Source organism: Streptomyces rubiginosohelvolus (assembly GCF_014649875.1).
Lineage (GTDB): Bacteria > Actinomycetota > Actinomycetes > Streptomycetales > Streptomycetaceae > Streptomyces > Streptomyces rubiginosohelvolus.
In genome coordinates, this window is record NZ_BMTW01000001.1 from 286,164 (window position 1) to 312,381 (window position 26,218).

Sequence of the window (26,218 nt, forward strand, 5' to 3'; positions counted from 1 at the left end):
TGCTCAGAACCTCTCCGGATACAGGAGAGCCAGGACGAGATATCCGAGCAGGGACACGGCCACGACAAGGCCGACGATGTTTTCGGCGGTCATGGTCTGGTCACCGCCCGGGCGATGAGAGCCACCAGCGCGAATACCGCGATCGTGGTGGCGACGAAGGCCAGGTCGGCCATCGTGGACTCCTGAGGATGCGAGGAAGAGAATCAGCCGTTCGGCCGATACGAGCAAACCTCGACTTCACCCCGGGGATAAGCCGCCTTGACGGGGTCCATATGAATGCGGCGCCGCCCTTGACGACTGTCTGACGTCCGCTTGACGCGCGCCTTACGCCGCCGGGCGGGCGGCCGTGTCGCTACAGCTCGTGGTCCAGGGCCAGCGCGTCCCAGTCGATCCCGCGCAGCGCGGGGTCGGCGTCCTCGCCCGACGGCACGACGCGGTGTCCTGGAACCACGCGACGACGAGGGCGGAGCGGTGCATCACCGCGTCGAGTCCGGGATCGACCGCCGTCGAGCGGAAGACGCCGATACAGCCGATACACAGGACGGCGGGCAGCACGTCGACCGGGCCGAAGGCACCGCCCGTCTCGACTTCCGGACCCCGGGGATCCGGGGCTTCTGGGGCCCTGGGTCCCCGGAGCCCCGGAGCCCCCTACGCGCCGACGTCCCGCCGGCTGAGGTCCTCCTGCGTCTCGCGTCGGATCAGCAGCCGTGCCGTGCCGCGGTGCACCGCGATGACCGGCGGCCTGCCGACGAGGTTGTAGGCGGAGGCCATGGACGCCTGGTACGCGCCCGCCACCGGCACCGCGATGAGGTCGCCCGGGCGTACGTCAGCGGGCAGGAGGACATCGCTCGCGATGACGTCTCCGGCCTCGCAGTGCCGGCCCACCACCGAGGCCGGGACCGGTCCGGCCGTGCTGGCGCGGCCGATCGGGCGGGGTGCGTACCGGGCCCCGTACAGGGCGGGCCGGGGGTTGTCGCTCATGCCGCCGTCGACGGCGACGAACAGCGTCGGGCCGGAGTGCTTGACGGCGAGGACCCGGTACAGCGCCACTCCCGCCGGAGCCGCGATCGCCCGCCCGGGTTCGATGGCCAGCCTCGGCACGGGCAGTCTCGCGGCCGCGCAGCTCACGGTGAGTTCCGCGGTCAGGCGGCGGGCGAGAGCGGTCAGGTCGAGCGCGGGCTCCCCCGGCCGGTAGGCGACGCCGTGCCCGCCGCCGAGGTCGAGTTCGGGGAGGGTGACGCCGTGGCTCTCCTTGATCCGGGCCATCAGTCCGACCATGCGCCGTACGGCCACCAGGTACGGCTTGACGTCGGTGATCTGGGAGCCGATGTGGCAGTGCAGTCCGGTCAGTTCGAGCTGCGGCTGGCCGAGCACCCGGGCGATGGCGTGCTGGGCGGACCCGTCGGTGAGGGACAGGCCGAACTTCTGGCCGTCCGTGCCGGTACGGATCTTCTCGTGGCCCCCGGCCGACACCCCGGGCACGACCCGCACCATGACCTTCTGCCGGCCGGCCGGGCCGGTCAGCGCGGCGATCCGGGCGATCTCCGAGGGGCTGTCGACGACGATCCGCCCGACTCCGACCCGCAGGGCCAGTTCGATGTCGCGCGGGGACTTCGCGTTGCCGTGCAGCACCATCCGCTCCGGCGGGAACCCGGCGGCGTGGGCGAGTTCGAGTTCCCCGGCGGAGCAGACGTCCAGCCCGAGCCCCTCCTCCTCGATCCACCGCACCATCGCCCGGGACAGGAACGCCTTGGCCGCGTAGACCACGTCGGCCTGCGGGAAGGCCGCCCGGTACGTCCGGCACCGGGCGCGTATCTCGTCCTCGTCCAGGACGTAGGCGGGGGTGCCGAAGCGGTCGGCCAGCTCGGCGAGGGAGACTCCGCCGACGCTCAGATGTCCCTGCGGCAGACGGGCGGTGGAAGCCGGCCATACCGTCAGGTCGTCCGGCCCGGCGGGCAGTTCGGTGAGCAGGGGTGCGGACATGGGGGCGTCTCCTCGGGAGGCGTGGGCAAGGAGCGCGGTCACAGCGCGCGGGCGGGCACGTCGGCCGCGTACACCGGCTTCGTGATGACGGCCGGGGCCGTCAGGACCGGGTCGACGACGAGCCGGTCGATGCCGAGGGGTTCCGTGAGCGCGCGCAGAGCCGGTTCGGCGAGCGGGATCGCGGGCTGACCGGCGCCCAGCGTCGCGGTCAGCAGATCCCGGCGGCTGAAGCCGACAGCGGTGCGCTCCCCCAGCGGCGTACGGAACACCCGCAGCACGGGGCCCGCCGCTTCCGGCCGGACGGGCACGAACAGCAGCCCGGCCGGGGCCTGTTCATCGGGGTCGGGGTCCTCGGCGTACGAGAAGAGACACATGGGATTCCTCCGGGTCGGTCGCGACCGGCCCTCGCCGGGCCGCGTGACGTCGAAGCTATGCCCGCCCCGGACCGCCCGGCCCTGCCGCCTGACGCGACTTTGACAGCCACCGCCCAGTCCATACGGATCGCTGACGCCCATCCCCTCCCCGCCCGCCCTTCAATGGCATTCCGGAACGGAACTGATGGGGGATTCCGGAACAGGACGAGGCGGGAGGCCCAGGCAGTGCGGCAGAGAATCGTGGTCGGCGTGGACGGCTCCCCGGGGAGCCTGGCAGCCCTGCACCGGGCCGCCACCGAGGCGCGGGAACGCCATGCGGACCTGCACGTCGTGCTGGCCTGGCAGCTGCCCGGCGGCGGACTGGGCGGCCGGACCACCTACGGCCCGGCCGTGCTCCGGGAGTGCCGGGAAGCCGCCGTCGACGACCTCCGCACCATCCTCGACAGCGCGTTCGCCGTGGAGCGGCCGGGCGTCCCCCTGTCCGGGCTGACCGTGCGCGGCGAGCCCGGGGCGGTGCTGGTCGAGGCGGCCGGTTCGGCCGCCGACCTCCTGGTCGTCGGCTCGGGCCCCCGCGGCCGACGGCTCCCCCGGCTGAGACCTTCGGTGACCCGCTACTGCCTGGCCCACGCCCACTGCCCCGTGCTCGCGGTCCCCCCGAACCCCCTCGAAGCCGAACTCGCCGCGCTGCACAACGCCCCCTGGTCCCTGTCGCACCTGCCCAGGGCGCGTAAACGGTGACCGGGTGTCTTTCGGCCTTCGCAGGTGATCTCCCGTGTCCCGGACCGTCAGGGTGACCTGCTCACTGTCCGCGCACCAGGGCGTAAAGACCCTGCCGTGCCCCTCAGCCCCGGCCCCTGGCCCGCCGTGACATCACCGCGCGCAGGACCCGGCGGCCCTCCGTGGACAGGTCCAGCGCCTTGCGGAGGCCGGCGCCGCTGCCCGCCGTGCCGGTGGTCTCCGCGAGGATCTCCAGGATCCGGACCTGCCGTTCCAGCTCCCCCGCGACCAGCGGGCCCACGGCGGCGGGCTCACCGCTGCGGGCCGCCTTGAGCAGGTCCTCCTCGTCCGCCGGCACCTCCCCGTCCGGGGCGTCGAACCGGCCGTGGACCCGGAGCGCGACCAGCGAGCAGGCGTCGGCCCACTCCCGCAGCGGTACGGCGGCGAAGTCGGAGGGGGCCGCGCCGAGCATGGCCCGGACGAGCGCGGCCGGGCCGTCGGAGACCGACGCCTGTTCCATCTCCGTACGCACCGCCGCGAGCCGGATGGCCCAATCCTGTCCGTTCTCGCAGCTCGCCCAGAGCGGGCGCAAGGGCTCCGCCTCCGGCCCCGCGAGCAGCGGCAGGCAGCGTTCCAGGCAGGCCACGGCACCGGCGGCCAGCGTGCGCTCGTCGGCCCGTCCGATCAGTTCCAGCAGACTCATCGACGTCTCCCTCGGTCTACCGGATACTGCGCCGAATGGCCGAAAATCGTCACTTTGGAGCCGGTGTCACCTGTGTGCTCCCGGAACCGGGGCCGGTGCCGGGCCGTCAGGCGCCCGCCCGTGCAGGGCCCGTTCGACCTGCATCCCGGTCACGGCGCGGACATAGAGGACGGCGAGGACGGCGGCGACGATGTCCACCGCGTCGGAGGCCGCCACCAGGCCCGCGGCCCGCACGACCTCCTCCGCGTCCACGGCCCGGTCCCACAGACGCTCGGTCACCCGGGTGAAGAGGAGGCTCACGACCCACGCGCCCCACCAGAGGTTGAGCGGGGTCCGGGGAACCGTGCGCCGGCCCCCGTCCGGGCGGGTATGCGCGCTCGCCTCCCACACCCCGCTCGCGACGCGGTAGGGGAACCAGAAGTTGGCGATCGGGACGAACCAGCCTCCCACCGCCCAGCCCGGGCCCATGCGCTGCACGGACGGGTCGAAGACCTCGGCGTTCCGGCGGGTCCGGTGGAACCAGATGATGAAGACGACACCGGTGGCCAGCAGCGCCACACCCTGGGAGAGGGCCGCGATGCCGTACAGCGTCTCGGCCGTGCGGCCGTCCCCGACGTAGACGTTCAGGGCGCCGTCCGCCTCCACCTGCTGCCAGAGGCCGCGCAGATGCAGGCCCGTGGCGATGGCGAACAGATCGGCGGCGATCACCACGCCGAGCAGGGCCGTCACCGCCCGGGCGAGGCCGACGGGCGAACGCGGCCAGGTGGCCACGCCCCAGCCCCCGGGCCCGGGGACCGGGGTCATCAGACCGCCGGGCAGCGGGGGCCGGGTGCCCGAGCAGAAGGTGCACAGGCCGTCGTCGGTGACGGCCGTTCTGATACGGCAACGGGTGCAGAGCACGGAGAAGTCCCCCCGGGACGCGATGTGGGTGCACGGCCGCGCGTCCCTCCCCAGGAGCGCGCGGCCGACGCTGCGCAGGCCGGCGGCTGCCGGGCTGTCCGTCCCGCATCTTCGCAGGTGGGGGCGGGGAGGGACAGCCCTTTCAGCGGCGGCCCGCGCTCACCCTCGCCCTCACCCCGCGCTGCCGGTCCGCTTCGCCAGCTCCTGGAACTGCGCCCAGCTGAGCGCGGGCTTCCGCGGGTCCCACAGCTTCTGCGAGGTCGCCACGAGCGGCATCCTGATGCCGTCGGCCACCTGCTCGGTGGTCTGCGCGTTCGGCAGGTCGCCCCAGACGGCGAACCGGCCGCCGAGGATCTGCTTCGAGTAGCGCTCGGCCACGGGTTCGGTGCCGCGCAGGACCAGCGGGGTCCACTGCTCGTAGATCCGCTCGCCGGTCGGGTAGACGAACTCGTTGGGCTCGCCGAGCACGTAGTACAGGAACTCGTCGTTGAGGTTCAGCATCTTGTAGCCCTCGGCGAGGTACTCCTGCGGCGGGCGGGCGCCGATCTCCTTGCCGGTCCAGTACTCGATCTCGATGTTCTCGTCGGCCTTGACCTTCGTGCCCCGGAAGAGCCCGTCGTTCCAGGCCTTCGCGGTCCGGCCCTTGGGCACGACGACGTCCGCGCGGTCGTTCAGCCAGCTGGTGGCCAGATCCTCGATGGTGGCGTCGGCGCCGTGCTTCTCCTCGGCGGCCCGCTGGAGCTGGGGGTAGGAGGCGGCGGGGTTCTGGACGGTCAGCGCCTGGTACTCGTCCGCGCCGAGGTGCCAGAAGCGGCCCGGGAACAGCTCGGTGTACTCCTCCAGGAGTTCGTCGATGAGCTTGGCCGCGGCCGGCTTGGAGATGTCGATGGAGCCCTTCGACTCGACGCCCGCGGTGTTGCGCAGCTGGAGGTCGGGGTGGGCGGCCAGCACCGCGCCGAGGTGTCCGGGCGAGTCGATCTCGGGGACGACCTCGATGTGCCGGCTGTTGGCGAGGCCGACGATGCGGCGGACCTCGTCCTGGGTGAGGGCCTCGTCGGAGACCACCTCGGGGTGGGACTTCGACTCGATCCGGAAGGCCTGGTCGTCGGAGAAGTGCAGGCCGAGCTGGTTGAGCTTGAGGTCGCCCATCTCGCGTATGCGGTCCTCTATCCACTCCGCGCTGTAGTGCTTGCGCGCGATGTCGAGGTTGAGCCCGCGCTGCGGCCGGTCCGGCCGGTCGTTGACGACGCCCTCGGGGACCGTGCCGTCCGCCGTGAGCGACTGCTTGAGCGTCCGGGTGCCGTAGAAGACGCCCGACTCGTCGGGGCCGGTGATCTTCACCTTCCGGTCGCGCACGGTGAGCGTGTACGACTCGGCGGGGCCCGAGTCCTTGGCGCCGAGCGCCAGCTCGACGTCTCCCGTACGGGCCGGCTCGGCGCCCCGGTAGCGGATCTTCAGCTCCTTGGCGATCAGCTGCGCCTCGTCGGCGAGCACCTGGCTGCCCTTGGCGATGACGACGGTGCTGTCCTCGCCCGGCTGCCAGCCGGGCCCCCGGGCCGCGGTGTGCTCGCGCACCGCGGGGATCGTGCTCGGGGTGCTGGACATCGGGTAGCTGCGGGAGGGCGACGGGGCGGCGGCCTCGGCGGAGGTTCCGGAGGGCGACGCCGTGTCACCGGACGATCCGCTGCCGGATCCGTCCGGCCAGACGACGACGGTGAGGGCGACGGCGGCTGCGGCCGTGACAGCCGCGCCGGTGACAAGGGCACCACGCGAGGGCGACATCGGGCAGATTCCTCCGTTGAGGGGTCAAGGACGAGTGAAACGAGTGAATAGGGTGCAAGGCTGGCATTTTTGCCACGGCCTCGCCCATCGAGGAGGGCGGGCGACCGGACGGAACCCCGGCCGACGCAGGTCAGACGTCCATCACACGTTCCGAAACTCTCCCGTTCGGGTGATTCTTCTGCGGTCCGTCGGACGGCCGCCGACCGGTCTCGTTAGCGTTGCGGCACATTCGTCTCCCTCTTCACTCCCACCTCGCGCAACCTCCTTGCGCTCCCGCCTGTCTTTCAGGGACGGAAGACCTTCGCGTACCCCTGCGGGCCCTCGCGGGATCACAGGGCCCCACCGGGTCACCGCTGTCATTGATACGAGGAGTCCACGCTGTCCAGGTCCAGCGAATCCCCCGCCGGCCTGCCGAAGCGATCAGCGCCCCCGGCCGGCCGGTCGGCCGTGCCCGTGCAGCCGCGCCACCCGGACCCGGCCGAAGCCCCGGCGGTGCCGCCCGCCGACGGGTCGCCGGCCGATCATGCCGTCGGCCTGGCCCACTTCAACAGCCTCCCCTTCGCCGCCGCCGAGGCGGCCTTCCTGGAGTGCTGCGGCAGTCTGCGCTGGGCCCACCGGATGGCCGCCCACCGCCCCTACCCCGATCTCGGCGCTCTACTGGCCGCCTCCGACGAGGCGGGCTACGACCTCGCGCCCAGTGACATCGCCGAGGCCCTGGCCGCGGAACCGGCCCCCTGCCTGCACCACGACGCGCCCCGCGCGGCCCATCTGGCGCTGCGGGCGGCGCACGCGGCGTACGAGAGCCGGTTCGGCCACGCCTTCGTGATCTGCCTGGACGCCTACACGCCCGCCCAGCACGTGGACCAGGTGCTGGCCGGGATCCGGGTCCGGATGGAGCACGAGGTGGACGAGGAGCGGGCGGTCACCGCCGAGGAGCTGCGCCGACTCGCCCGGAGCCGGATCGTCGAGCTGATGACCGCGGGCCCCGGGCAGTAAGGGCGAGCGCTCCCTCCGGGGCCTGACCGAGAAGGTGCGCTCTAGCCCGTACGTGCCTGTTTGATTGCCACTTTGATCACACCAGAGGCCCCGGCGCGAACGAACCGACAAAGCGTCGCTACGATGGCCGGGGCCGGTGGACCGTACCCGGCCGGGTCAGACCGACAGTCAAGCCGGCCGACCCCAATCCCCGCTCCCGGAGGGTTCTTCCGTGCCGGCTGGAACGCTGTACCGCGGCCGGGAAGGCATGTGGTCGTGGGTGGCTCATCGAGTCACCGGTGTCCTCATTTTCTTCTTCCTGTTCGTACATGTCCTGGACACCGCTCTCGTCCGCGTCTCCCCCGAGGCCTACGACGACGTCGTGGCCACGTACAAGACGCCGATCGTCGCGCTCCTCGAATACGGCCTGGTGGCCGCGATTCTCTTCCACGCGCTGAACGGTCTCCGGATCATCGCCGTGGACTTCTGGGCCAAGGGCCCGCGCTTCCAGAAGCAGATGCTCTGGACCGTGCTGGGCATCTGGATCGTGCTGATGGTCGGGGCCCTGTACCCCGTCCTCGGTCACGCCGTACGCGACGTCTTCGGGAGCTGAGGCCCATGTCCAGCGAGACTTCTTCCGCGGCCGCGATCGGCGATGTCGAGGGCGTGAGCCTCTACGACGTCGACAACCCGGCGCCCGTGATCGAGCCCCCGCGCAAGCGGACGGCCAAGACGCCCAAGGCTTCGCGCGGCAACTTCGAGATGTACGCCTGGCTCTTCATGCGCCTGTCGGGCATCCTCCTGACCGTCCTCGTCATCGGCCACCTGCTGATCCAGCTGGTGCTCGACGGCGGCGTCTCCAAGATCGGCTTCGCCTTCGTGGCGGGCCGCTGGGCCTCGCCGTTCTGGCAGGCCTGGGACCTGATCATGCTGTGGCTCGCCATGCTCCACGGCGGCAACGGCCTGCGCACGGTCATCAACGACTACGCCGAACGGGACAACACCCGCTTCTGGCTGAAGATGCTCCTGTACACCGCCACGGTGTTCACCGTCCTGCTGGGCACGCTGGTGATCTTCACCTTCGACCCGAACATCCGCTAGGCGCCGGGACAGAGGGACCAGAGGAAAACCATGCAGATCCACAAGTACGACACCGTCATCGTCGGCGCCGGCGGCGCCGGCATGCGCGCGGCCATCGAGGCCACCAAGCGCAGCCGTACCGCCGTGCTCACGAAGCTCTACCCCACCCGCTCCCACACGGGCGCCGCGCAGGGCGGCATGGCCGCCGCGCTGGCCAACGTGGAGGAGGACAACTGGGAGTGGCACACCTTCGACACGATCAAGGGCGGTGACTACCTGGTCGACCAGGACGCCGCCGAGATCCTGGCGAAGGAGGCCATCGACGCCGTCCTCGACCTGGAGAAGATGGGCCTGCCGTTCGGCCGCACGCCCGAGGGCAGGATCGACCAGCGCCGCTTCGGTGGTCACACCCGCAGCCACGGCGAGGCCCCGGTCCGTCGTGCCTGCTACTCGGGCGACCGCACCGGCCACATGATCCTCCAGACGCTGTACCAGAACTGCGTCAAGGAGGGCGTGGAGTTCTTCAACGAGTTCTACGTCCTGGACCAGCTGATCACCGAGGTCGACGGGGTCAAGAAGTCCGCCGGCGTCGTCGCGTACGAGCTGGCGACCGGCGAGATCCACGTCTTCCAGGCGAAGTCGGTCATCTACGCCTCCGGCGGCACCGGCAAGTTCTTCAAGGTGACGTCCAACGCCCACACCCTGACCGGTGACGGCCAGGCCGCCTGCTACCGGCGCGGTCTGCCGCTGGAGGACATGGAGTTCTTCCAGTTCCACCCGACGGGCATCTGGCGCATGGGCATCCTGCTGACGGAGGGCGCCCGCGGTGAGGGCGGCATCCTCCGCAACAAGGACGGCGAGCGCTTCATGGAGAAGTACGCGCCGGTCATGAAGGACCTCGCGTCCCGTGACGTCGTCTCGCGCTCCATCTACACGGAGATCCGTGAGGGCCGCGGCTGCGGTCCCGCCGGTGACCACGTGTACCTGGACCTGACGCACCTGCCGCCGGAGCAGCTGGACGCCAAGCTCCCGGACATCACGGAGTTCGCGCGGACGTACCTCGGCATCGAGCCCTACACGGACCCGATCCCGATCCAGCCGACCGCGCACTACGCCATGGGCGGCATCCCGACCAACGTCGAGGGCGAGGTGCTGGCCGACAACACCACCGTCGTCCCGGGCCTGTACGCCGCCGGCGAGGTCGCCTGTGTCTCCGTGCACGGCGCCAACCGCCTCGGCACCAACTCGCTGCTCGACATCAACGTCTTCGGCAAGCGCTCCGGCATCGCGGCCGCCGAGTACGCGGCGAAGAGCGACTTCGTCGAGCTTCCCGAGAACCCGGCCCAGCTGGTCCAGGACCAGGTCGAGCGGCTGCGCAACTCGACGGGCACCGAGCGGGTCGCCGACCTGCGCACGGAGCTGCAGGAGTGCATGGACGCCAACGTGATGGTGTTCCGCACCGAGCAGACCATCAAGACGGCGGTCGCCAAGATCGCCGAGCTGCGCGAGCGCTACCTGAACGTGTCCATCCAGGACAAGGGCAAGCGGTTCAACACCGACCTGCTGGAGGCCATCGAGCTGGGCAACCTGCTCGACCTGGCCGAGGTCATGGCGACCTCCGCGCTCGCCCGCAAGGAGTCCCGCGGCGGTCACTACCGCGAGGACTACCCCAACCGCGACGACGTCAACTTCATGCGCCACACCATGGCGTACCGCGAGGTGGCCGCCGACGGCGCCGAGTCGATCCGGCTCGACTACAAGCCGGTCGTGACGACCCGCTACCAGCCGATGGAGCGTAAGTACTGATGGCTACCCCGACCCTGGACAAGACCGACAACGCCGAGGCCGGCTTCGCCGACTCGCCGTTCATCACGGCCACGTTCCGGATCCGCCGCTTCAACCCCGAGGTGTCGGACGAGGTCCAGTGGCAGGACTTCCAGATCGAGATCGACCCGAAGGAGCGTGTCCTCGACGCCCTTCACAAGATCAAGTGGGAGATCGACGGAACCCTGACGTTCCGCCGTTCCTGCGCCCACGGGATCTGCGGCTCCGACGCGATGCGGATCAACGGCAAGAACAGGCTCGCCTGCAAGACGCTGATCAAGGACATCAACCCGGACAAGCCGATCACGGTGGAGGCCATCAAGGGCCTCACGGTCCTCAAGGACCTCGTGGTCGACATGGACCCGTTCTTCCAGGCGTACCACGACGTCATGCCCTTCCTCATCACCAAGGGGAACGAGCCGACCCGCGAGCGTCTGCAGTCCCCCGAGGACCGCGAGCGGTTCGACGACACCACCAAGTGCATCCTGTGCGCCGCGTGCACGTCCTCGTGCCCGGTGTTCTGGAACGACGGCCAGTACTTCGGCCCGGCGGCGATCGTCAACGCGCACCGCTTCATCTTCGACTCGCGCGACGAGGCCGGCGAGCAGCGTCTGGAGATCCTCAACGACCGTGACGGCGTGTGGCGTTGCCGCACCACGTTCAACTGCACGGACGCCTGCCCGCGTGGCATCGAGGTCACCAAGGCGATCCAGGAGGTGAAGCGCGCGCTCATCACGCGTCGCTTCTGACCTTCCCGTAACTCCGGTTACGCCGACGGGCCCCGTCCCCGCAGCCTCACCGCTGCCGGGGGCGGGGCCTGTTGCTGCACGGGTGCCCGTGCGGGCGGTACGGTTCAGCGGAGCTGAAGACCGAGAAGGAACGGGGATCGTCGTGAGCGAGCCGAATCCGTACGCGGACGACGCGTACAAGTGGGGCCCGCCCCAGCAGCCGGGCCACCAGCCCACCGTCGCGGACGGCCAGGCGTACGGCTATCCGAACCCGGGCGGCGCTCCGGCGTACGGCTATCCGCAGCCGCTGCCGGAGTCCGCGACCCAGCCGGGGCCGGGTTACGGGTACCCGCAGCACGGTCAGCCGACGATGCCCGGCCAGTACCTCCCGGTGCCGCAGGGCGCGCCGGGCCAGGGCGGGGTGCCGGTGCTGTCGATCGGCGACATCACCGTGATGAACGACGCGATCGTCACCCCGTCCGGGTCGATGCCGCTCAAGGGCGCGGTCTGGACGGCGACGGACATGTCGCGTACGGAGGAGAAGATCCCGGCGCACGCGATCGTGCTGGCGATCATCTTCGCGCTCTTCTGCCTGATCGGGCTGCTGTTCCTGCTGATGAAGGAGAAGCGGACCACCGGCTTCGTACAGGTCACGGTCACCAGCGGCGGCCGGCACCACTCGACGATGATCCCGGCGATGGGCCCGCACACCTTCCCGGCGATCATGGGCCAGCTCAACCAGGCCCGCTCCATGAGCATCTGAGCCACGGGTCCCGCTCATGGCCCGTTTCGCGCACACGGTCGCCGTCGCGGCCCTGGACCGGGGCTGGTTCGAGGAGGCCGCCGGCGCGCTGGTGGACCTCCTCGACGCCTCCCGGGAGGGCCCGGGCGGAACGGTCGTGCTGGCCGACGGGCGGGCGGTGGAGGGCCTGCGGCTGCTGAAGGGGCGTCATCTGCGGCCGGGGGCGCGGTACGGGGAGGTCCCGGCGGCCCGCGAGGGGGCCGGGAAGGCCGGTACGGCCGCGGAGGCGGCCGACGGCCCGGCGGCGCTCGTGTCCGGGGCGGGTGACTCCCCCGTGACGCCCTCGTCCGTCGTCCTGCGCGCCTGGCGGCCGTCGCACTCCGTCGAGGCGGAGAGCCTCGTCGTGGAGGACGGCATGTCCCTGAAGGCGGGGCTGCGGCTGAGCGAGCCCCGCAGGCCCCGGGCGGTGGAGCTCTCCCTGGCGGGGCATCAGCCCGGGGGCGGCTCGCTGTACCGCTTCTCGGGGCGCGGCAAGGCCGATCTGGCGGCCTGGTGGGCGGCCGTGGACCGGCTTCCCACCGCTCCCCCGGCCGCCCGGCCCCCGGCCTCCGGACGGGCCGTGCACCGGCTGGCCAAGGCCCGTCTCACCCTCACCCCGCGCCCGGCCGAGGACGGTTCCTGGCGGATCACCGTCGCGCTGAGCGTGCGCGGGCGGTGGCTGCTACGGCCGGTGGGCGCGGTGGTCCTGTTCTTCGCCCGGGGCCCGCTGGAGCGGGGCCTGCGGGAGGCGGCGGAGAGCGCGGCCGCGGAGTGGAACAGGGCGCTCGCGGAGCTGACGCCGTTGCACGGCGAGGCGTTGCGCGCGGAGATCGCGGACGCGCTGACGGATCCGGACGGGTCCGCCGCCCTCTGATCCCACCCCTGTAGCTCCCTTCTTGAACATGTTCAAGAAGGGGGCTACAGTCACGCCCAAGAGCAATTTTGAACGCGTTCAAGGGAGGGTGGGGCATGGACCTCACTGTTGTCGCGTACGTCATCTACCTGCTGATCAGCGTGGCGCTCACCGTCTGGGTCGCCCGCACGCTCAGCCGCAACGGGCGGATCTTCCTCGCCGATGTGCTGCACGGGAACGAGAAGCTCGCCGACGCCGTCAACCACCTGCTGGTGGTCGGCTTCTATCTGGTGAACCTCGGGTTCGTCACGCTGTACCTGAAGAACGCCGACGGGGTGGCCGACGCCCGCGAGCTGTTCGAGGCCCTCTCGGTGAAGGTCGGCGTCGTCCTGCTGGTGCTCGGCGTGATGCACCTGGGCAATGTGTGGGTGCTCAGCCGGATCCGCCGCCGCAGCGCCCTGGAGCGCGAGCAGACCCCGCCGGTCCCGCCGCAGAGCTGGACCCCGCCGGCGGCCCAGGGCCCGTGGACCGCCCCCGCGGCCGGCCGGTGAGCCCGGTGGCCGAGGCGGTGCCCACCGAGCCATCGGGCCGGGCGCCCGGGCCCACGGCCTCGCCCGGGCCCGGGCCCGCGCCCCACGCCGTCGCCTGGCCCGGTCCCGTACGGCGGCTGACCGTGCTGTACGACGCCGGGTGCCCGCTCTGCGTCCATCTGCGGGGCTGGCTGGAGCGGCAGCGGCAGTTCGTGCCGCTGGATCTCGTCCCGGCCGGATCGGCCGAGGCGCGGCGGCGGTTCCCGGAGCTGGACCATGCGGCGACGCTCCAGGAGATCACCGTGGTCGGCGACCTGGGGCAGGTCTACCGGGAGACGGCCGCCTGGATCGTCTGCCTGTGGGCGCTGGCCAAGTACCGCTCCCGCGCGCACTGGCTGACCACCCCGGCCGGGCGGCCCTTCGCGCGGGGCACCGTGCTGGCGGCCGCCCGCTACCGCTCGATGGCGGTCCCGCCCTGCGCGCCCGGGGCCCGAGAGTGCGCCGCCCCGCCCGGTGGCGGGTGGGGTCCCCGATAACCTTGGGCCCGTGGTGAAGGAAGAGAAGAACGTGCAGGAGAAAAGGCCGGCCAAGGCCGCGAAGAGCGAGCAGACCCGCACGCTGATTCTCGAGACGGCGCTCCGGCTCTTCGCGGAGCGGGGCTACGACCGGACGACCATGCGGGCCATCGCCCAGGAGGCGGGCGTCTCGGTCGGGAACGCCTACTACTACTTCTCCTCGAAGGAGCACCTGGTCCAGGGCTTCTACGACCGGATCGCCGACGAACACGCGACGGCGGTCCGGCCGGTGCTGGAGGGCGACCGGGATCTGACCGTACGCATCAGGGGCGTGCTGCTCGGCTGGCTGGACGTGGCGGAGCCGTACCACCGCTTCGCCGCCCAGTTCTTCAAGAACGCGGCCGATCCGGACAGCCCGCTCTCCCCGTTCTCGGAGGACTCGGTGGCCGCCCGCGACGCGGCGATCTCCATCCACGAGCGCTGCATCGCCGGGGCGGACGTCAAGAGCGACCCGGAACTGGCCCCGCTGCTGCCGCAGTTGATGTGGCTGATGCAGATGGGTCTGGTGCTCTTCTGGGTGTACGACCGCAGCGAGGGCGCCGAACGCAGCCGCCGGCTCGTCGAACGCACCGCGCCGATCGCCGCCCGGGCCATCGCGCTCTCCCGGTTCCGGGTGCTGCGCCCGCTGGTGCGGCAGATCCACGGGCTGCTGGTGGAGTTCCTGCCGGGTGCCGACGCGGGTACGACGACGGCCGGGGCGGGGCCCCGGCCGTCGGACTGACGCCGGACCGGAGTCCGGCGGAAGCGGCGCCCCCCGGCCGGCGGCCGGGGGCGGACCCGTCAGATCCAGGCCAGTTCCCACAGGCGCCAGGTGCCGGTGCCGTCGGAGAGGTACTGGGATCCCGCGACCTCGGACTTGGCGACGACGTAGTCCTTCTTCTGCCACAGCGGCAGCAGCGGGACGTCCTCGCCGACCAGCGCCTGCATCTCCTTGAAGTCGCCCGAGGTGCGGCTGCGGTCGCTGAACTGCTGCGTGGCGGCGATCAGCTGGTCCATCTTCTTGCTGGAGTAGCCGCTGTGCAGGACGTTGCCGGTGCCGACGAGCGGCTGGCTGAAGGTGTCGGGGTCCGGGAAGTCGGGGAACCAGCCGACGGTGTACATGTCGTACTTACCGGCCGCGTACTCCTTCTGGTACTTCGTCCACTCCACGGCCTGGACCGAGACCTTGAACAGCCCGTCCTTCTCCAGCTGACGGCGCAGCTCGGCGGTCTCCTTGGTGTACATGTCGCCCTCGCGGTACGCGAAGTTGACGGCGACCGGCGTCTGCGCCCCGGCCTGCTCCAGCAGCTGCTTGGCGCGCGCCGGGTCGGAGGAGGGGTAGGCGTCGAAGAACGGGGTGCTGTGCCCGATGTAGCCGGTGGGGATCAGCGAGTACAGCGGGTCGACGGTGCCCTGGTAGACCTTCCGGACCAGCGGGCCCCGGTCGAGGAGCGCGGCGACGGCCTGGCGGACCTTCTTCTGCCCGAACGGCGAGTTCTCGCGGGAGTTGAAGATGATGTTGCGGATCTCGGCGCTGGCCGCCTCGGTCACCCGCACGTCCGGGTCGTTGACGTTGAGGTCGGCGAGCGTCTCGGACGGCAGCTGGCGGTGGGCGATGTCCACCTCGTCGTTGTCCCAGGACGTCTGCAGTTCCTCGGAGGTCTTGAAGTAGCGGATGTTGACCGCTTCGCCGGTCTTCTTGAGCGCACCCCGGTACTTCAGGTTCGGCACCAGCTCGGCGCTCTTCCCGGGCTCGTACACCTTGAGGACGTACGGGCCGGAGCCGTCGACCTGGTTGCCCACACGGAGCTTGTCCCCGGGGTACTTGGTGGGGTCGACGATCGCCCCGGCTCCGGTCGCGATCTTCTGCGGGAAGGTCGCGTCCCGGCCGGACAGGTTGAACGTGATCGTGCGGCCCTCGGTCTTCACCGACTTGAGGGTCGGGAAGAGACCCGCGGGGCCGACCTCCGACTTGATGCGGAAGATCCGGTCGAAGGAGTGCTTGACGTCCTCGGCGGTGATCTTGCGGCCGTTGGAGAAGGTCAGGTCGTCACGGAGCTTGCACTGGTACGTCTGGAGCTTCTGCCCGACGAACCCGCAGCTCTCGGCGGCGTCCGGTTCCGGTGTGACGGCGTTCGGCTTGAACGTCAGCAGCGACTGGTAGATGTTGCTGTAGATCGCCCAGGAGCCGGCGTCGTAGGCGCCGGCCGGGTCGAGCGAGGTGACGACGTCCGACGTCCCGACCGTGATCGCGTCGGTCTTCGCCTCCCCCGACGGGAGCAGTTGCCAGGCACCGACGCCCGCTATGACCAATACCGCGAGAATCGCGAGAATCCGTACCCGGACCGACCGCATTGCCGTGCTCTCCCTTACCAGCCCCACCTCGGCGGTCGCGTTTGTGACGCGTACGTCGCCGCATGTTCGCGCTTACCCAATCACACGATTTTCACATCTGGAAGAGTAAATGGGGCACTCACAGCCTTTTATTGGACACGTGCGGGAACCCCTGTCCGAAAAGGCTGTTTCCTGCCTTCCACCTGCGGGTTTCCGTAGCTGACGGTGACGCTTCGGTGTGGATTTCATGATGGCGGGCCGGAGCGTTCCGGACCGTCGCACCCGCAACGGGGCTACGCCTGACGGGAGGCCAGCTCCACGACCGTGATGTCGGACGGGGCGCCCACCCGGACGGGCGGGCCCCAGGCGCCCGCGCCGCGCGAGACGAAGAGCTGGGTGTCGCCGTAGCGTTCGAGGCCGGCGACCGTGGGGTTGGCCAGCTCGGCGAGGTAGTTCCCGGGCCAGAGCTGACCGCCGTGGGTGTGGCCGGAGAGCTGCAGGTCGACTCCGTGCTCGACGGCGTCGTGGATGACGACCGGCTGGTGCGCCATCAGGACCGCGGCGCGGCCCCGGTCCCGGTCGCCCAGCGCGCGGCCGAAGTCGGGCCCCTGCCCCTCGGTCTCGCCCGCGATGTCGTTGACGCCGGCGAGGTCGAAGCCCTCGATCTCGACCCGGGCGTTCTCCAGCGGGACGAGACCGAGTTCGCGGACGTGATCGACCCACTGCTCGGCGCCGGAGAAGTACTCGTGGTTGCCGGTGACGAAGTAGCTGCCGTGCCGGGCGCGCAGGGCGGCCAGCGGTTCGGCGGCGGAGCCGAGGTCCGCGACGGACCCGTCGACGAGGTCGCCGACGACGGCGACCAGGTCGGGCGAGGTCGCGTTGATCGTGTCGACGATCCGGCGGGTGTGGGCGCGGCCGAGGATCGGGCCGATGTGGATGTCGCTGACCACGGCGATCCGGAAGCCGTGGGCGGCGCGGGGCAGTTTGGCCAGCGGGACGGTGATCCGCTGGACGCTGGGCCCGCGCAGCACGCCGTACGTGCCGTACCCGACGGTCGCGAGCCCGGCGGCGGCCGCGGCGCCGCCGACGACCCGGGAGACGAAGAGCCGGCGGGAGGGGTGGGGGGCGAGGGCGGGCGCGGAGGTGCTTGCTGCGGGTTCCGTTTCCGGTTCCGCCACGGGGCCGGAACCCTCGGATGCCGTACGCGCCATCGCTTCCGAGGAGGCGGAGACCCCGGCGGAACCGGATGTCACCAGCTCTTCGGTACGGGGACGGGTCTCGTCCGGGACGTCTGTGGGGGTTCCGGAAGTCTCCGCGGGGGTTCCGGAAGCCGTTCCGCTTTCCGCCCCGGTCCGCGCCGCGTCGCGCCGGGCGAGGACCCGCAGGAGCACCGGGCGTACGCCCTCGCCCACGAGCAGCGCCAGCGTCAGGTAGAGCAGGCAGGCCAGCCACAGGAAGCCCGGCCAGGCCAGCACCTGCTGGAGCCAGAAGGGGGCGCCCACCCGGCCGGACGTCATGGCGCCGACGCTCAGCAGGGGCAGGACGAAGGCGGCGACGGTGCCCGCCCGGCGCAGCCGGCTGCCGGGCGCCGTCGTGTCACCGACGAAGCGCCGCCACACATACCGGTGCACGGCGCCGAGCAGCGCCAGCACCACGAGCCCCACCAGGGCGAAGATCACTGCAGCCATCCGAGCTTCCCCATGTTCCCGTCGTCATGCGCGTGTGTCGCGCGAAGCCCGGACTCCGCGCAACCCGATCACGCCGACCGCCGTCCCCAGAAGAAAGGACGTGATGGCGAGCAGCAGGTGCACCCAGAAGTACCCGGTCGGTTCGCCCGCGTCGTCGAAGGCGAGCCCGCTGCCGTCCTGCCACAGGTTCTTGACGAAAGTGATCCAGATGAACCAGCTCCACACCCCGAACGCGAGCAGGAACCAGGACACGCGGCGGCTGAGCTTCATGGGTCCAGTATCGCCGTCGTCCCCGGGCCCCCTCCTCCGGGGTGGCGTCCTCCTCCGGGGTGGCGTCCGAACGGGGCCGTCCTGGCGTTCCCTGCGGCGGGTCAGCCGGTCCGGGTCCGCATCCCCAACTTCGCCCTGTACGTTTCCGACCGTGCCTGCTCTGAAAAAGATCGCCCTCACGGTCACATCCGCCGCCTTGTTGTCCGGTTTCGTCCTCAGTCCGGCCGTGGCGGCCGACAAGGACAAGAGCGACGACAAACAGCCGAAGCCGCCGAGCACGATGTCCAGCCTCGGCGGGGAGCAGCTCGGCAAGGCCGGCACCCAGGTCAACCTGGGCGCGGGGGCGCCGGTGCTGCCGAAGAAGCTGTCGGGCCGGTCGTGGATCGTCGCGGACGCGGAGAGCGGGGACGTCCTGGCGGCGCACAACGCGCACTGGCGGCTGCCGCCCGCCTCCACCCTGAAGATGCTCTTCGCGGACACGGTGCTGCCCGCGCTCCAGCCCACGCAGACCCACAAGGTGTCGGAGAGCGAGCTGGCGGGGGTCGGCGAGGGCAGCAGCCTGGTCGGGATCAAGGAGGACCACACCTACACGGTCCACGACCTGTGGCTCGGGGTGTTCCTGCGGTCGGGCAACGACGCGGTGCACGTCCTCTCCGAGATGTACGGCGGTGTCCCGCAGACGGTGGCCGCGATGCAGAAGCACGCGGAGGAGCTCCAGGCCCTGGACACCGTGGTGGTCTCGCCCGACGGGTACGACGCGCCGCGCCAGGTCTCCAGCGCCTACGACCTGACGCTGATCGCCCGCAGCGGGATGCAGAAGAAGGACTTCCGCGAGTACGCGGCGACCGCGTCGGCCGACTTCCCCGGCGAGAAGAAGAAGGGGAAGAAGCGCGAGTCGTTCGAGATCTCGAACACCAACCGGCTGATCACCGGGGACATCGGCGTGGACCCGTACAAGGGCATCGCGGGCGTCAAGAACGGCTACACCACCCACGCGGGCAACACCTTCACCGGCGTCGCCGAACGCAACGGCAAGGTCCTCCTGGTCACGGTGATGAACCCGTCGGCGGAGGAGAGCCACGCCGTCTACAAGGAGGCCGCCCACCTGCTCGACTGGGGCTTCGCCGCGAGCGGCAAGGTGACCCCGGTCGGCCAGCTGGTGCCGCCGAAGTCCATCGACACCGGAACCACCACCGGCGGCAAGGGGTCGACGCCCGCCGCCGGCGCGGACCAGGGCACGGGGGGCCAGGAGGAGGCCACGCACGCCTCTGCGGCGAAGGGTTCCAGCGGGGTCGCGGTCGCCCTGGCGATCATCGGCGGCCTGCTGGTGGTCGTGGCCGCCGCGGCGTACCTCGTGAACCGCCGCTGGCCGCTGCCGGGCCTGGGCGGCCGCACCGCGCCGGCGACGGACGCACCGGACGCACCGGACGCACCCGAGACGAAGGACGCGGACGGGACGAAGGCCTCGGAGGCAGCGGAGACGGCCGAACCGGTCGCCTCCGCCGCGAAGCCCGCCGACGGGCCCGCCGACAAGGCCTAGGCGCGGGTCGAGCCGCCGGGCGCCTCGGCCCCGGCGGCCTTCTGTTCCGTCCCGCCTTCCGTCTCCGCCCCAGCTTCCTTCCCCGCCCCGGACTCCTCCTCCGGCTGTCCCACGCCCTCCTCCTCCTTGCTCCCGGTCGCCGTCCAGGCGGCGCAGAACAGCAGCAGCTTCGCGGTGAAGTTGATCCACAGGAGCAGGGCGATCGGGACGCCGAACGCGCCGTACATGCTCTTGCCCGCCACGTCCCTCATATAGCTGCCGAGCAGCAGCTTGAGCAGTTCGAAGCCGACCGCCCCGAGCAGCGCCGCGACCACCAGCCGCCGCCGGGGCGGCTCCACACCGGGCAGCAGGGACAGCAGATAGAGCAGCAGCAGGAAGTCGGCGACGACCGCGACCGCCAGCGCGGCCACCCGGAGCAGGATGCCGCCGGCCCCGTTCTCGGGGATACCGATCTGGTCGGCCGTCCAGCCGACCGCCGTCGAACCGACGGTGGAGACCGCCAGGGTCGCGAGCGCCGCGCCGCCGAGGCCGACCAGCAGCACGGCGTCCTTCACCTTGGCGACGACGGGGTTGGCCTCCTGGACGTCGTCCAGGTCCCAGACCGCGCGCAGGCACTCGCGCAGCGAGCCGACCCAGCCGACGCCGGTGAACAGCAGCAGCGCACCGGCGACCAGGCCGACCGTGCCCGCGTTGGCGACCAGACCGTCGATGCCGAGCTGGTCGGAGATGCCGGGCACCTGGTCGGCGAGCTTGTCCTTGATCGTGTCGAGCTGCTTGTCGCTCAGCAGGGCGGCGGCAACCGCCGCGCCGACCGCGATCAGCGGGAAGAGGGCGAGAAAGCTGATGAAGGTGATCGCCGCCGCGAGCCTGGCCCAGTGGACCCGGTCCAGCCGCTCGTAGGAACGCCAGGCGTGCGTCTCCATCAGCCGGGCGACCAGGGGCCCGATCACCGGGAGTTTCTTGAGCCAGTCCATGACGTCACGCGTACCCTCCTGAGCCCGGAACACCAGCGGCCCGCCCCGGACTCTCCCGGACACGCCCGGCGGATCTCCGTCACCATGCGCTGACACTCACTCCATCACCCGTTCCGGTGAGCGAATTCACCAATGCCGCAAAGGGTATTTCCCGGACGATACGGTCACCCTCATGTCCGTCGACACCGTGTCCTTGACCGGCTGGGGCCGCACCGCCCCGACGACCGCCGTGCGGTTCCGCCCCCGTGGTTACGAGGAGGCGGCCGCCGTCGTCCGGGGGCGCGGGCCCCGGGGCGTCATCGCGCGCGGACTGGGGCGGTCGCCCGGGGACGCGGCGCAGAACGCGGGCGGATCGGTGCTCGACCTGTCGGGCCTGGCCCGGATCGGCGGGGTGGACGCCGCCGCCGGGGTGGTGCGCTGCGACGCCGGGGTGAGCCTGGAGCGGCTGCTGCGGGTCCTGCTGCCGCTGGGCTGGCTGCCTCCGGTCCTGCCCGGGACCGGCAGGGTGACGGTCGGCGGGGCGATCGGCTCCGATCTGCCCGGGCTCGACCACCGGCGGGCGGGTTCCTTCGCCCGGCACGTGAGCGCCCTGGAGCTGCTCACCGCCGACGGCGAGGTGCGTACGGTGCTGCCGGGCACCGCCCTCTTCGACGCGACCGCCGGGGGCCTCGGGCTGACCGGGGTGGTCCTGGGCGCCACGCTCCGCCTCCGGCGCGTCAGCACGGGGCTGATGGCGGTCTCCACCGAGCGCGCCGGGGACCTGGACGATCTGCTGGCCCGCTTCACCGCGGGCGGCGACCGGCTGCCGTACGCCTCCGCCTGGGTCGACCTGACGGCCCGGGGCCGGGCGACCGGGCGCGGGATCCTCACCCGGGGGGAGCACGCGACCCCGGACATGCGCCCGGCGCACGCGGGGCGCACTCGACTCTTCCCGCGCTCCGGAGCGGCACCGGGGAGATCCCCCTTCCCCGGTCTCCCGCCCCTGCCGGGCGGGCTGCTGGGCCCGGCGGCCGCCGCCCTGTGCAACGAGGTCCGCTACCGCAGCTCACCCCGCGCGCGGACCGGTGAGCTGCGCCCGGTCCCCGCCTTCTTCCACGCGTCGGACTCCCTCCCCGACGTACGCCCGCTGCACGGCCGGGGCGGTCTGGTGCGCTACCGGTTCACCGTCGGATACGGCCAGGAGGAGACCCTGCACCGGGTGGTGCGCCGGATCGCGGCGCGCCGGAGCCCGGCCGTGCGGGCCGTCCTCCAGCGGTTCGGGGCGGCGGACCCCGGCCTGCTGTCGTTCGCCGCGCCCGGCTGGTCCCTGGAGCTGGATCTGCCCGCGGCCCTGCCCGGCCTGGGCCGCTTCCTCGACGGGGTCGACGAGGAGGTGGCCGCCGCCGGGGGCCGGGTCTGCCTGGCGCAGGACTCCCGGATGCGGCCGGAGACGGCGGCCGCGATGTACCCGCGGCTGGCGGAGTTCCGGGAGCTGCGGGCCCGTCTCGACCCGGCGGGAGCGTTCCGCTCGGACCTGTCGCGCCGGCTCGGACTCTGATCAGCCCCAAAGAATCCCACCCCACCTGACCAGGAGCTTTCCGTGAAGGATGCCTTCGGCGCCCCGCAGTCCCTGCTCGTCCTCGGCGGCACATCCGAGATCGCCCTGGCCACCGCGCGCCGGCTGATCGCCCTGCGCACCCGCCGCGTCTGGCTGGCCGGGCGCCCCTCCCCCGCTCTGGACGCGGCCGCCGCCGAACTGCGGGGGCGCGGGGCCGACGTCCGTACCGTCGACTTCGACGCGCTGGACTCCGCCTCCCACGAGGTCACCCTCGGCAAGGTCTTCGCGGAGGGCGACATCGACGTGGTGCTGATGGCGTTCGGGGTCCTCGGCGATCAGGCGCGGGACGAGGAGGAGCCGATGGCCGCGGTCCGGGTCGCCCAGACCAACTACACGGGGGCGGTCTCCGCCGGGCTGGTGTGCGCCGGCGCACTGCAGGCGCAGGGGCACGGTTCCCTGGTGGTGCTGTCCTCGGTGGCCGGGGAGCGCGCCCGGCGCGCGGACTTCATCTACGGCTCCAGCAAGGCGGGGCTCGACGCGTTCGCCCAGGGGCTCGGCGACGCGCTCCAGGGGACCGGGGTGCAGGTGATGGTGGTCCGGCCGGGGTTCGTCCGGACGCGGGCCACGGCGGGGCTGCCGGAGCAGCCGCTCGCGACCGGGCCCGAGGAGGTCGCGGAGGCGATCGTCACGGGGCTGCGGCGGCGCTCGGAGACCGTGTGGGTGCCCGGTTCGCTGCGGGTGGTGATGGCGGCGCTGCGGCATGTGCCGCGCCCGCTGTTCCGACGGCTGCCGGTCTGAGCCGCCAGATCCGGTCCCTCGGGCTACGCCGGACCGCTCAGGGCCGCAGCGACGGGGCCGACGAAGAGGCTTCGATGGTGTAGCCGCCCTGGGCGGGGACGGCGGGCGCGCCGCCGCCTCCGCCGAAGGGGAAGTCGCGGAGCTTGCGCCAGACGGCGTCCGGGCCCTGCTCGTACAGCGCGAAGGAACCGCAGGTCCAGGCGGCCTCGTAGTCGGCGAGCTCCGCGTAGGCCCGGTCCATGGCCTCCTCGGAGATGCCGTGGGCCACGGTGACGTGCGGGTGGTACGGGAACTGGAGCTCGCGGACCAGGGGCCCGGAGGCGTCCCGGACCCGCTTCTGGAGCCAGGAGCAGGCCGAGGCGCCCGCGACGACCTGGACGAAGACGACCGGGGAGAGCGGCCGGAAGGTGCCGGTGCCGGAGAGCCGCATCGGGAACGGGCGGCCGGCCGTGGCGATCGTCTCCAGATGCGCCTCGATCGCGGGCAGGTCCGCCGCGTCCGCCTCCGTCGGCGGGAGCAGGGTGACGTGGGTGGGAATGCCGAAGGCGGCAGGGTCCCCGAAGCTCGCGCGGCGTTCCTGGAGCAGGCTGCCGTAGGGCTCCGGGACCGCGATCGAAACGCCGAGCGTTACGGTCCCCACGTCGTTCTCCTCCGTCGTCGGTGGTCGGTTTTCGGTCATGCCGCGCGGGCCGGGTGTCCGGCCCGCGCGTTCCGCCGCAAGTGTGACCCCTGCGGCCATGATCTCGCCAGGGTCCTTGGACTCAGTGCTTCGCGGGCAGGAAGCCCATCCGGTCGTACGTCTGCGCCAGCGTCTCCGCGGCGACGGCCCTGGCCTTCTCCGCTCCCTTGGCCAGGATGGAGTCCAGCGTCTCCGGGTCGTCCAGATATTCCTGGGTGCGGGCCCGGAAGGGAGTGACGAATTCCACCATGGCTTCGGCCAGGTCGGTCTTCAGCGCGCCGTAGCCCTTGCCCTCGTAACTGCGTTCCAGATCGTCCACCGAGCTGCCCGAGAGGGTGGAGAGGATCGTGAGCAGGTTGCTGACGCCCGGCTTCTTCTCCTCGTCGAAGCGGATCACCGTGTCGGTGTCGGTGACCGCGCTCTTCACCTTCTTCGCGGTGACCTTCGGGTCGTCGAGCAGGTTGACGAGGCCCTTCGGCGTGGAGGCCGACTTGCTCATCTTCACCGCCGGGTCCTGGAGGTCGAAGATCTTCGCCGTCTCCTTGAGGATGTACGGCGCGGGGACGGTGAACGTCTGTCCGTACCGGCCGTTGAACCGCTCGGCGAGGTCGCGGGTCAGCTCGATGTGCTGGCGCTGGTCCTCGCCCACCGGGACCTGGTTCGCCTGGTAGAGCAGGATGTCGGCGACCTGGAGCACCGGGTAGGTGAAGAGGCCGACGGTGGCGCGGTCGGCGCCCTGCTTGGCGGACTTGTCCTTGAACTGCGTCATACGGGAGGCCTCGCCGAAGCCGGTGAGGCAGTTCATCACCCAGCCGAGCTGGGCGTGCTCGGGCACATGGCTCTGGACGAAGAGCGTGCAGCGCTCCGGGTCCAGGCCGGCCGCCAGCAGCTGGGCCACCGCGAGCCGGGTGTTGGCCCGCAGCTCGGCGGGGTCCTGCGGGACCGTGATCGCGTGGAGGTCGACGACCATGTAGAAGGCGTCGTGGCTCTCCTGCAGCGCCACCCACTGGCGCACCGCGCCCAGGTAGTTGCCGAGGTGGAACGAGCCTGCGGTGGGCTGGATCCCGGAGAGCACGCGCGGACGGGCGGCCGCACCGGTGCGGCCCGTCTGCGGCTGGTCGGTGGGGAGCGAAGGGCGATCAGAGGCCATGGCCCCATTGTCTCAGGTACCCGGGGCATCTCCGGCAGCCGGTGCGGGGCGGGAAGGGCGCGTCACCGCACGGTCCCGGAGCACGGGAGCGCACGGCTGAGACGAACCCCACATTCCGGCGCGCCCCGCGTACGGCGGCGGGCGCGCCGCCGGAGGAAGGTTTCCCGGCGCGGGTCCCGGCCGACGATACAAAGTGGGCACCACCCTCCGCCCAGCCGCACGACGAACGGAGATCCCGTGTCGACCACGGAAACCGCCATCGCCTCCGCCGAGGCGCACAGCGCGCACAACTACCACCCGCTGCCGGTCGTCGTGGCCTCGGCCGAGGGCGCCTGGATGACCGATGTCGAGGGCCGCCGGTACCTCGACATGCTCGCCGGATACTCGGCGCTCAATTTCGGCCATGGCAACCGCCGTCTCATCGACGCGGCCAAGGCCCAGCTGGACCGCGTCACGCTGACGTCCCGGGCCTTCTACCACGACCGGTTCGCCGAGTTCTGTACGGAGCTGGCGGCGCTCTGCGGCATGGAGACGGTGCTGCCGATGAACACCGGGGCGGAGGCCGTGGAGACCGCGGTGAAGACCGCCCGCAAGTGGGGCTACCGGGTCAAGGGCGTGCCGGACGGCATGGCAAAGATCATCGTGGCCTCGGACAACTTCCACGGCCGTACGACGACGATCGTCAGTTTCTCCACCGACCCGGAGGCGCGCGCCGACTTCGGCCCGTACACCCCGGGCTTCGAGATCGTGCCGTACGGGGATCTCACCGCGATGCGGGAGGCGATGACCGAGAACACCGTGGCGGTGCTGATCGAGCCGATCCAGGGCGAGGCGGGGGTGCTGGTGCCGCCGGCCGGCTATCTCCCCGGCGTACGGGAGCTGACCCGCGAGCGGAACGTGCTGTTCATCGCGGACGAGATCCAGTCGGGCCTGGGCCGGACCGGGAAGACGTTCGCGCTGGACCACGAGGGGGTGGTGCCGGACATGTACGTGCTCGGCAAGGCGCTGGGCGGCGGGGTCGTGCCGGTCTCCGCGGTGGTCTCGTCGGCGGACGTGCTGGGGGTGTTCCGGCCCGGCGAGCACGGCTCCACGTTCGGCGGGAACCCGCTGGCGTGCGCGGTGGCGCTGGAGGTGGTCGCGATGCTGCGGACCGGCGAGTACCAACAGCGGGCGGCCGAGCTGGGCGATCATCTGCACCGGGAGCTGGGCCTGTTGACGGGCGGCGGCGCGGTGGAGGCGGTGCGCGGCCGGGGGCTGTGGGCGGGTGTGGACATCGCTCCGGCGTTGGGCACCGGCCGGGAGATCTCCGAGAAGCTGATGGAGGAGGGGGTGCTGGTGAAGGACACCCACGGCTCGACGATCCGGATCGCCCCGCCGCTGGTGATCTCCAAGGAGGACCTGGACTGGGGCCTGGACCGGCTGCGTACGGTGCTGAGCGCCCGGTAGGACGCGGGTCCCACCAGA

The 26,218-nt window shown here is 71.6% G+C and carries 27 protein-coding genes; 15 read left to right on the plus strand and 12 right to left on the minus strand.

What is annotated here, in order from left to right; all coding sequences use genetic code 11:
• Window positions 1-3: 3 nt before the first annotated feature.
• From kdpF to IE134_RS01290, 3 genes are all read right to left on the minus strand, one after another.
• Window positions 4-93, minus strand: a complete 90-nt coding sequence (kdpF, locus tag IE134_RS01280; RefSeq protein WP_010058599.1) for a K(+)-transporting ATPase subunit F — start codon at window positions 91-93, stop codon at window positions 4-6.
• Between the two features lie 555 nt (window positions 94-648).
• Window positions 649-1,983, minus strand: a complete 1,335-nt coding sequence (gene lysA, locus IE134_RS01285) for a diaminopimelate decarboxylase (protein ID WP_098894989.1) — start codon at window positions 1,981-1,983, stop codon at window positions 649-651.
• A gap of 38 nt (window positions 1,984-2,021) precedes the next feature.
• Window positions 2,022-2,357 carry an SAV_915 family protein gene (locus tag IE134_RS01290; RefSeq protein ID WP_097947441.1) on the minus strand — a complete coding sequence of 112 codons (336 nt, stop codon included), beginning with the start codon at window positions 2,355-2,357 and terminating at the stop codon, window positions 2,022-2,024.
• A gap of 225 nt (window positions 2,358-2,582) precedes the next feature.
• On the opposite strand from IE134_RS01290, the gene IE134_RS01295 reads away from it, so the two are divergent.
• Entirely contained in the window at window positions 2,583-3,095 is a 513-nt protein-coding gene (locus tag IE134_RS01295; RefSeq protein ID WP_098020057.1) for a universal stress protein, read from the plus strand.
• A 103-nt stretch (window positions 3,096-3,198) separates the two neighbouring features.
• On the opposite strand, the gene IE134_RS01300 is transcribed toward IE134_RS01295, so the two are convergent.
• From IE134_RS01300 to IE134_RS01310, 3 genes are all read right to left on the minus strand, one after another.
• The gene (locus tag IE134_RS01300; RefSeq protein WP_030708929.1) at window positions 3,199-3,777 is read right to left on the minus strand and encodes a hypothetical protein; all 579 of its coding nucleotides are present in this window, start codon (window positions 3,775-3,777) and stop codon (window positions 3,199-3,201) included.
• Between the two features lie 66 nt (window positions 3,778-3,843).
• Window positions 3,844-4,677 carry a DUF4328 domain-containing protein gene (locus IE134_RS01305; protein ID WP_126930890.1) on the minus strand — a complete coding sequence of 278 codons (834 nt, stop codon included), beginning with the start codon at window positions 4,675-4,677 and terminating at the stop codon, window positions 3,844-3,846.
• A 171-nt stretch (window positions 4,678-4,848) separates the two neighbouring features.
• Window positions 4,849-6,459 carry a beta-N-acetylhexosaminidase gene (locus IE134_RS01310; RefSeq protein ID WP_189429390.1) on the minus strand — a complete coding sequence of 537 codons (1,611 nt, stop codon included), beginning with the start codon at window positions 6,457-6,459 and terminating at the stop codon, window positions 4,849-4,851.
• Between the two features lie 447 nt (window positions 6,460-6,906).
• Between IE134_RS01310 and IE134_RS01315 the strand changes: the two genes are divergently transcribed.
• The 10 genes from IE134_RS01315 to IE134_RS01360 all read left to right on the plus strand — a co-directional run bounded on the left by IE134_RS01315 (window position 6,907) and on the right by IE134_RS01360 (window position 14,526).
• Window positions 6,907-7,455, plus strand: coding sequence for a 2-oxo-4-hydroxy-4-carboxy-5-ureidoimidazoline decarboxylase (locus IE134_RS01315; protein ID WP_373296726.1), 549 nt, complete (start codon window positions 6,907-6,909; stop codon window positions 7,453-7,455).
• A 211-nt stretch (window positions 7,456-7,666) separates the two neighbouring features.
• The gene (gene sdhC / locus IE134_RS01320) at window positions 7,667-8,047 is read left to right on the plus strand and encodes a succinate dehydrogenase, cytochrome b556 subunit (protein ID WP_010058610.1); all 381 of its coding nucleotides are present in this window, start codon (window positions 7,667-7,669) and stop codon (window positions 8,045-8,047) included.
• Window positions 8,048-8,052: 5 nt separating this feature from the next.
• On the plus strand, window positions 8,053-8,535 hold the full coding sequence (locus IE134_RS01325; protein WP_010058611.1) for a succinate dehydrogenase hydrophobic membrane anchor subunit: 483 nt from the start codon (window positions 8,053-8,055) through the stop codon (window positions 8,533-8,535).
• Window positions 8,536-8,565: 30 nt separating this feature from the next.
• The gene (gene sdhA, locus IE134_RS01330; RefSeq protein ID WP_030708940.1) at window positions 8,566-10,320 is read left to right on the plus strand and encodes a succinate dehydrogenase flavoprotein subunit; all 1,755 of its coding nucleotides are present in this window, start codon (window positions 8,566-8,568) and stop codon (window positions 10,318-10,320) included.
• Complete coding sequence (locus IE134_RS01335) at window positions 10,320-11,087, plus strand: succinate dehydrogenase iron-sulfur subunit (protein WP_003966818.1); 768 nt, start codon at window positions 10,320-10,322, stop codon at window positions 11,085-11,087. The genes sdhA and IE134_RS01335 overlap by 1 nt, the downstream gene beginning before the upstream one ends.
• 142 nt (window positions 11,088-11,229) lie before the next feature.
• Window positions 11,230-11,829, plus strand: a complete 600-nt coding sequence (locus IE134_RS01340; protein ID WP_030708942.1) for a hypothetical protein — start codon at window positions 11,230-11,232, stop codon at window positions 11,827-11,829.
• Between the two features lie 16 nt (window positions 11,830-11,845).
• Window positions 11,846-12,721, plus strand: coding sequence for a hypothetical protein (locus IE134_RS01345; protein ID WP_030708944.1), 876 nt, complete (start codon window positions 11,846-11,848; stop codon window positions 12,719-12,721).
• A 95-nt stretch (window positions 12,722-12,816) separates the two neighbouring features.
• The gene (locus IE134_RS01350; protein WP_189429392.1) at window positions 12,817-13,251 is read left to right on the plus strand and encodes a hypothetical protein; all 435 of its coding nucleotides are present in this window, start codon (window positions 12,817-12,819) and stop codon (window positions 13,249-13,251) included.
• Window positions 13,224-13,766 carry a thiol-disulfide oxidoreductase DCC family protein gene (locus tag IE134_RS01355; protein ID WP_373301881.1) on the plus strand — a complete coding sequence of 181 codons (543 nt, stop codon included), beginning with the start codon at window positions 13,224-13,226 and terminating at the stop codon, window positions 13,764-13,766. Before IE134_RS01350 ends, IE134_RS01355 begins: the two co-directional genes overlap by 28 nt.
• Window positions 13,767-13,776: 10 nt before the next feature.
• The gene (locus tag IE134_RS01360; RefSeq protein WP_098894987.1) at window positions 13,777-14,526 is read left to right on the plus strand and encodes a TetR/AcrR family transcriptional regulator; all 750 of its coding nucleotides are present in this window, start codon (window positions 13,777-13,779) and stop codon (window positions 14,524-14,526) included.
• A gap of 59 nt (window positions 14,527-14,585) precedes the next feature.
• Here the strand turns inward: IE134_RS01360 and IE134_RS01365 are convergent, their stop codons facing one another.
• The 3 genes from IE134_RS01365 to IE134_RS33985 form a co-directional block, all read right to left on the minus strand.
• On the minus strand, window positions 14,586-16,139 hold the full coding sequence (locus tag IE134_RS01365) for an ABC transporter substrate-binding protein (RefSeq protein ID WP_097986423.1): 1,554 nt from the start codon (window positions 16,137-16,139) through the stop codon (window positions 14,586-14,588).
• Between the two features lie 272 nt (window positions 16,140-16,411).
• Complete coding sequence (locus tag IE134_RS01370) at window positions 16,412-17,797, minus strand: metallophosphoesterase (protein ID WP_126931009.1); 1,386 nt, start codon at window positions 17,795-17,797, stop codon at window positions 16,412-16,414.
• A 33-nt stretch (window positions 17,798-17,830) separates the two neighbouring features.
• On the minus strand, window positions 17,831-18,076 hold the full coding sequence (locus tag IE134_RS33985; protein ID WP_030708951.1) for an SCO4848 family membrane protein: 246 nt from the start codon (window positions 18,074-18,076) through the stop codon (window positions 17,831-17,833).
• Window positions 18,077-18,227: 151 nt separating this feature from the next.
• Between IE134_RS33985 and IE134_RS01375 the strand changes: the two genes are divergently transcribed.
• A complete protein-coding gene (locus tag IE134_RS01375) occupies window positions 18,228-19,616 on the plus strand; it encodes a D-alanyl-D-alanine carboxypeptidase family protein (protein ID WP_030708953.1) in 1,389 nt (462 codons plus the stop codon).
• Here the strand turns inward: IE134_RS01375 and IE134_RS01380 are convergent.
• Window positions 19,613-20,590, minus strand: a complete 978-nt coding sequence (locus IE134_RS01380) for a YihY/virulence factor BrkB family protein (protein WP_032767931.1) — start codon at window positions 20,588-20,590, stop codon at window positions 19,613-19,615. The genes IE134_RS01375 and IE134_RS01380 overlap by 4 nt on opposite strands.
• A gap of 172 nt (window positions 20,591-20,762) precedes the next feature.
• Here IE134_RS01380 and IE134_RS01385 point away from each other — a divergent pair, with 172 nt between their 5' ends.
• Window positions 20,763-22,127: an FAD-binding oxidoreductase gene (locus IE134_RS01385; protein ID WP_189429394.1), complete on the plus strand. Its 1,365-nt coding sequence runs from the start codon at window positions 20,763-20,765 to the stop codon at window positions 22,125-22,127.
• 42 nt (window positions 22,128-22,169) lie between these two features.
• A complete protein-coding gene (dprE2, locus tag IE134_RS01390; RefSeq protein WP_030708958.1) occupies window positions 22,170-22,925 on the plus strand; it encodes a decaprenylphospho-beta-D-erythro-pentofuranosid-2-ulose 2-reductase in 756 nt (251 codons plus the stop codon).
• Between the two features lie 37 nt (window positions 22,926-22,962).
• On the opposite strand, the gene IE134_RS01395 is transcribed toward dprE2, so the two are convergent.
• Both IE134_RS01395 and trpS read right to left on the minus strand, forming a co-directional pair.
• Entirely contained in the window at window positions 22,963-23,565 is a 603-nt protein-coding gene (locus IE134_RS01395) for a 2'-5' RNA ligase family protein (RefSeq protein ID WP_010058631.1), read from the minus strand.
• Between the two features lie 121 nt (window positions 23,566-23,686).
• Window positions 23,687-24,679 carry a tryptophan--tRNA ligase gene (gene trpS / locus IE134_RS01400; protein ID WP_189429909.1) on the minus strand — a complete coding sequence of 331 codons (993 nt, stop codon included), beginning with the start codon at window positions 24,677-24,679 and terminating at the stop codon, window positions 23,687-23,689.
• Between the two features lie 312 nt (window positions 24,680-24,991).
• Between trpS and rocD the strand changes: the two genes are divergently transcribed.
• A complete protein-coding gene (gene rocD, locus IE134_RS01405; protein WP_030708966.1) occupies window positions 24,992-26,200 on the plus strand; it encodes an ornithine--oxo-acid transaminase in 1,209 nt (402 codons plus the stop codon).
• Window positions 26,201-26,218: the final 18 nt, after the last annotated feature.

Excerpts from the sequence above, each read along its gene's own strand:
- kdpF (WP_010058599.1), bottom strand. The coding sequence starts at position 93 with ATGACCGCCGAAAACATCGTCGGCCTTGTCGTGGCCGTGTCCCTGCTC.
- lysA (WP_098894989.1), bottom strand. The coding sequence starts at position 1,983 with ATGTCCGCACCCCTGCTCACCGAACTGCCCGCCGGGCCGGACGACCTG.
- IE134_RS01290 (WP_097947441.1), bottom strand. The coding sequence starts at position 2,357 with ATGTGTCTCTTCTCGTACGCCGAGGACCCCGACCCCGATGAACAGGCC.
- IE134_RS01300 (WP_030708929.1), bottom strand. The coding sequence starts at position 3,777 with ATGAGTCTGCTGGAACTGATCGGACGGGCCGACGAGCGCACGCTGGCC.
- IE134_RS01310 (WP_189429390.1), bottom strand. The coding sequence starts at position 6,459 with ATGTCGCCCTCGCGTGGTGCCCTTGTCACCGGCGCGGCTGTCACGGCC.
- IE134_RS01325 (WP_010058611.1), top strand. The coding sequence starts at position 8,053 with ATGTCCAGCGAGACTTCTTCCGCGGCCGCGATCGGCGATGTCGAGGGC.
- sdhA (WP_030708940.1), top strand. The coding sequence starts at position 8,566 with ATGCAGATCCACAAGTACGACACCGTCATCGTCGGCGCCGGCGGCGCC.
- IE134_RS01335 (WP_003966818.1), top strand. The coding sequence starts at position 10,320 with ATGGCTACCCCGACCCTGGACAAGACCGACAACGCCGAGGCCGGCTTC.
- IE134_RS01345 (WP_030708944.1), top strand. The coding sequence starts at position 11,846 with ATGGCCCGTTTCGCGCACACGGTCGCCGTCGCGGCCCTGGACCGGGGC.
- IE134_RS01350 (WP_189429392.1), top strand. The coding sequence starts at position 12,817 with ATGGACCTCACTGTTGTCGCGTACGTCATCTACCTGCTGATCAGCGTG.
- IE134_RS01365 (WP_097986423.1), bottom strand. The coding sequence starts at position 16,139 with ATGCGGTCGGTCCGGGTACGGATTCTCGCGATTCTCGCGGTATTGGTC.
- IE134_RS33985 (WP_030708951.1), bottom strand. The coding sequence starts at position 18,076 with ATGAAGCTCAGCCGCCGCGTGTCCTGGTTCCTGCTCGCGTTCGGGGTG.
- IE134_RS01380 (WP_032767931.1), bottom strand. The coding sequence starts at position 20,590 with ATGGACTGGCTCAAGAAACTCCCGGTGATCGGGCCCCTGGTCGCCCGG.
- IE134_RS01385 (WP_189429394.1), top strand. The coding sequence starts at position 20,763 with ATGTCCGTCGACACCGTGTCCTTGACCGGCTGGGGCCGCACCGCCCCG.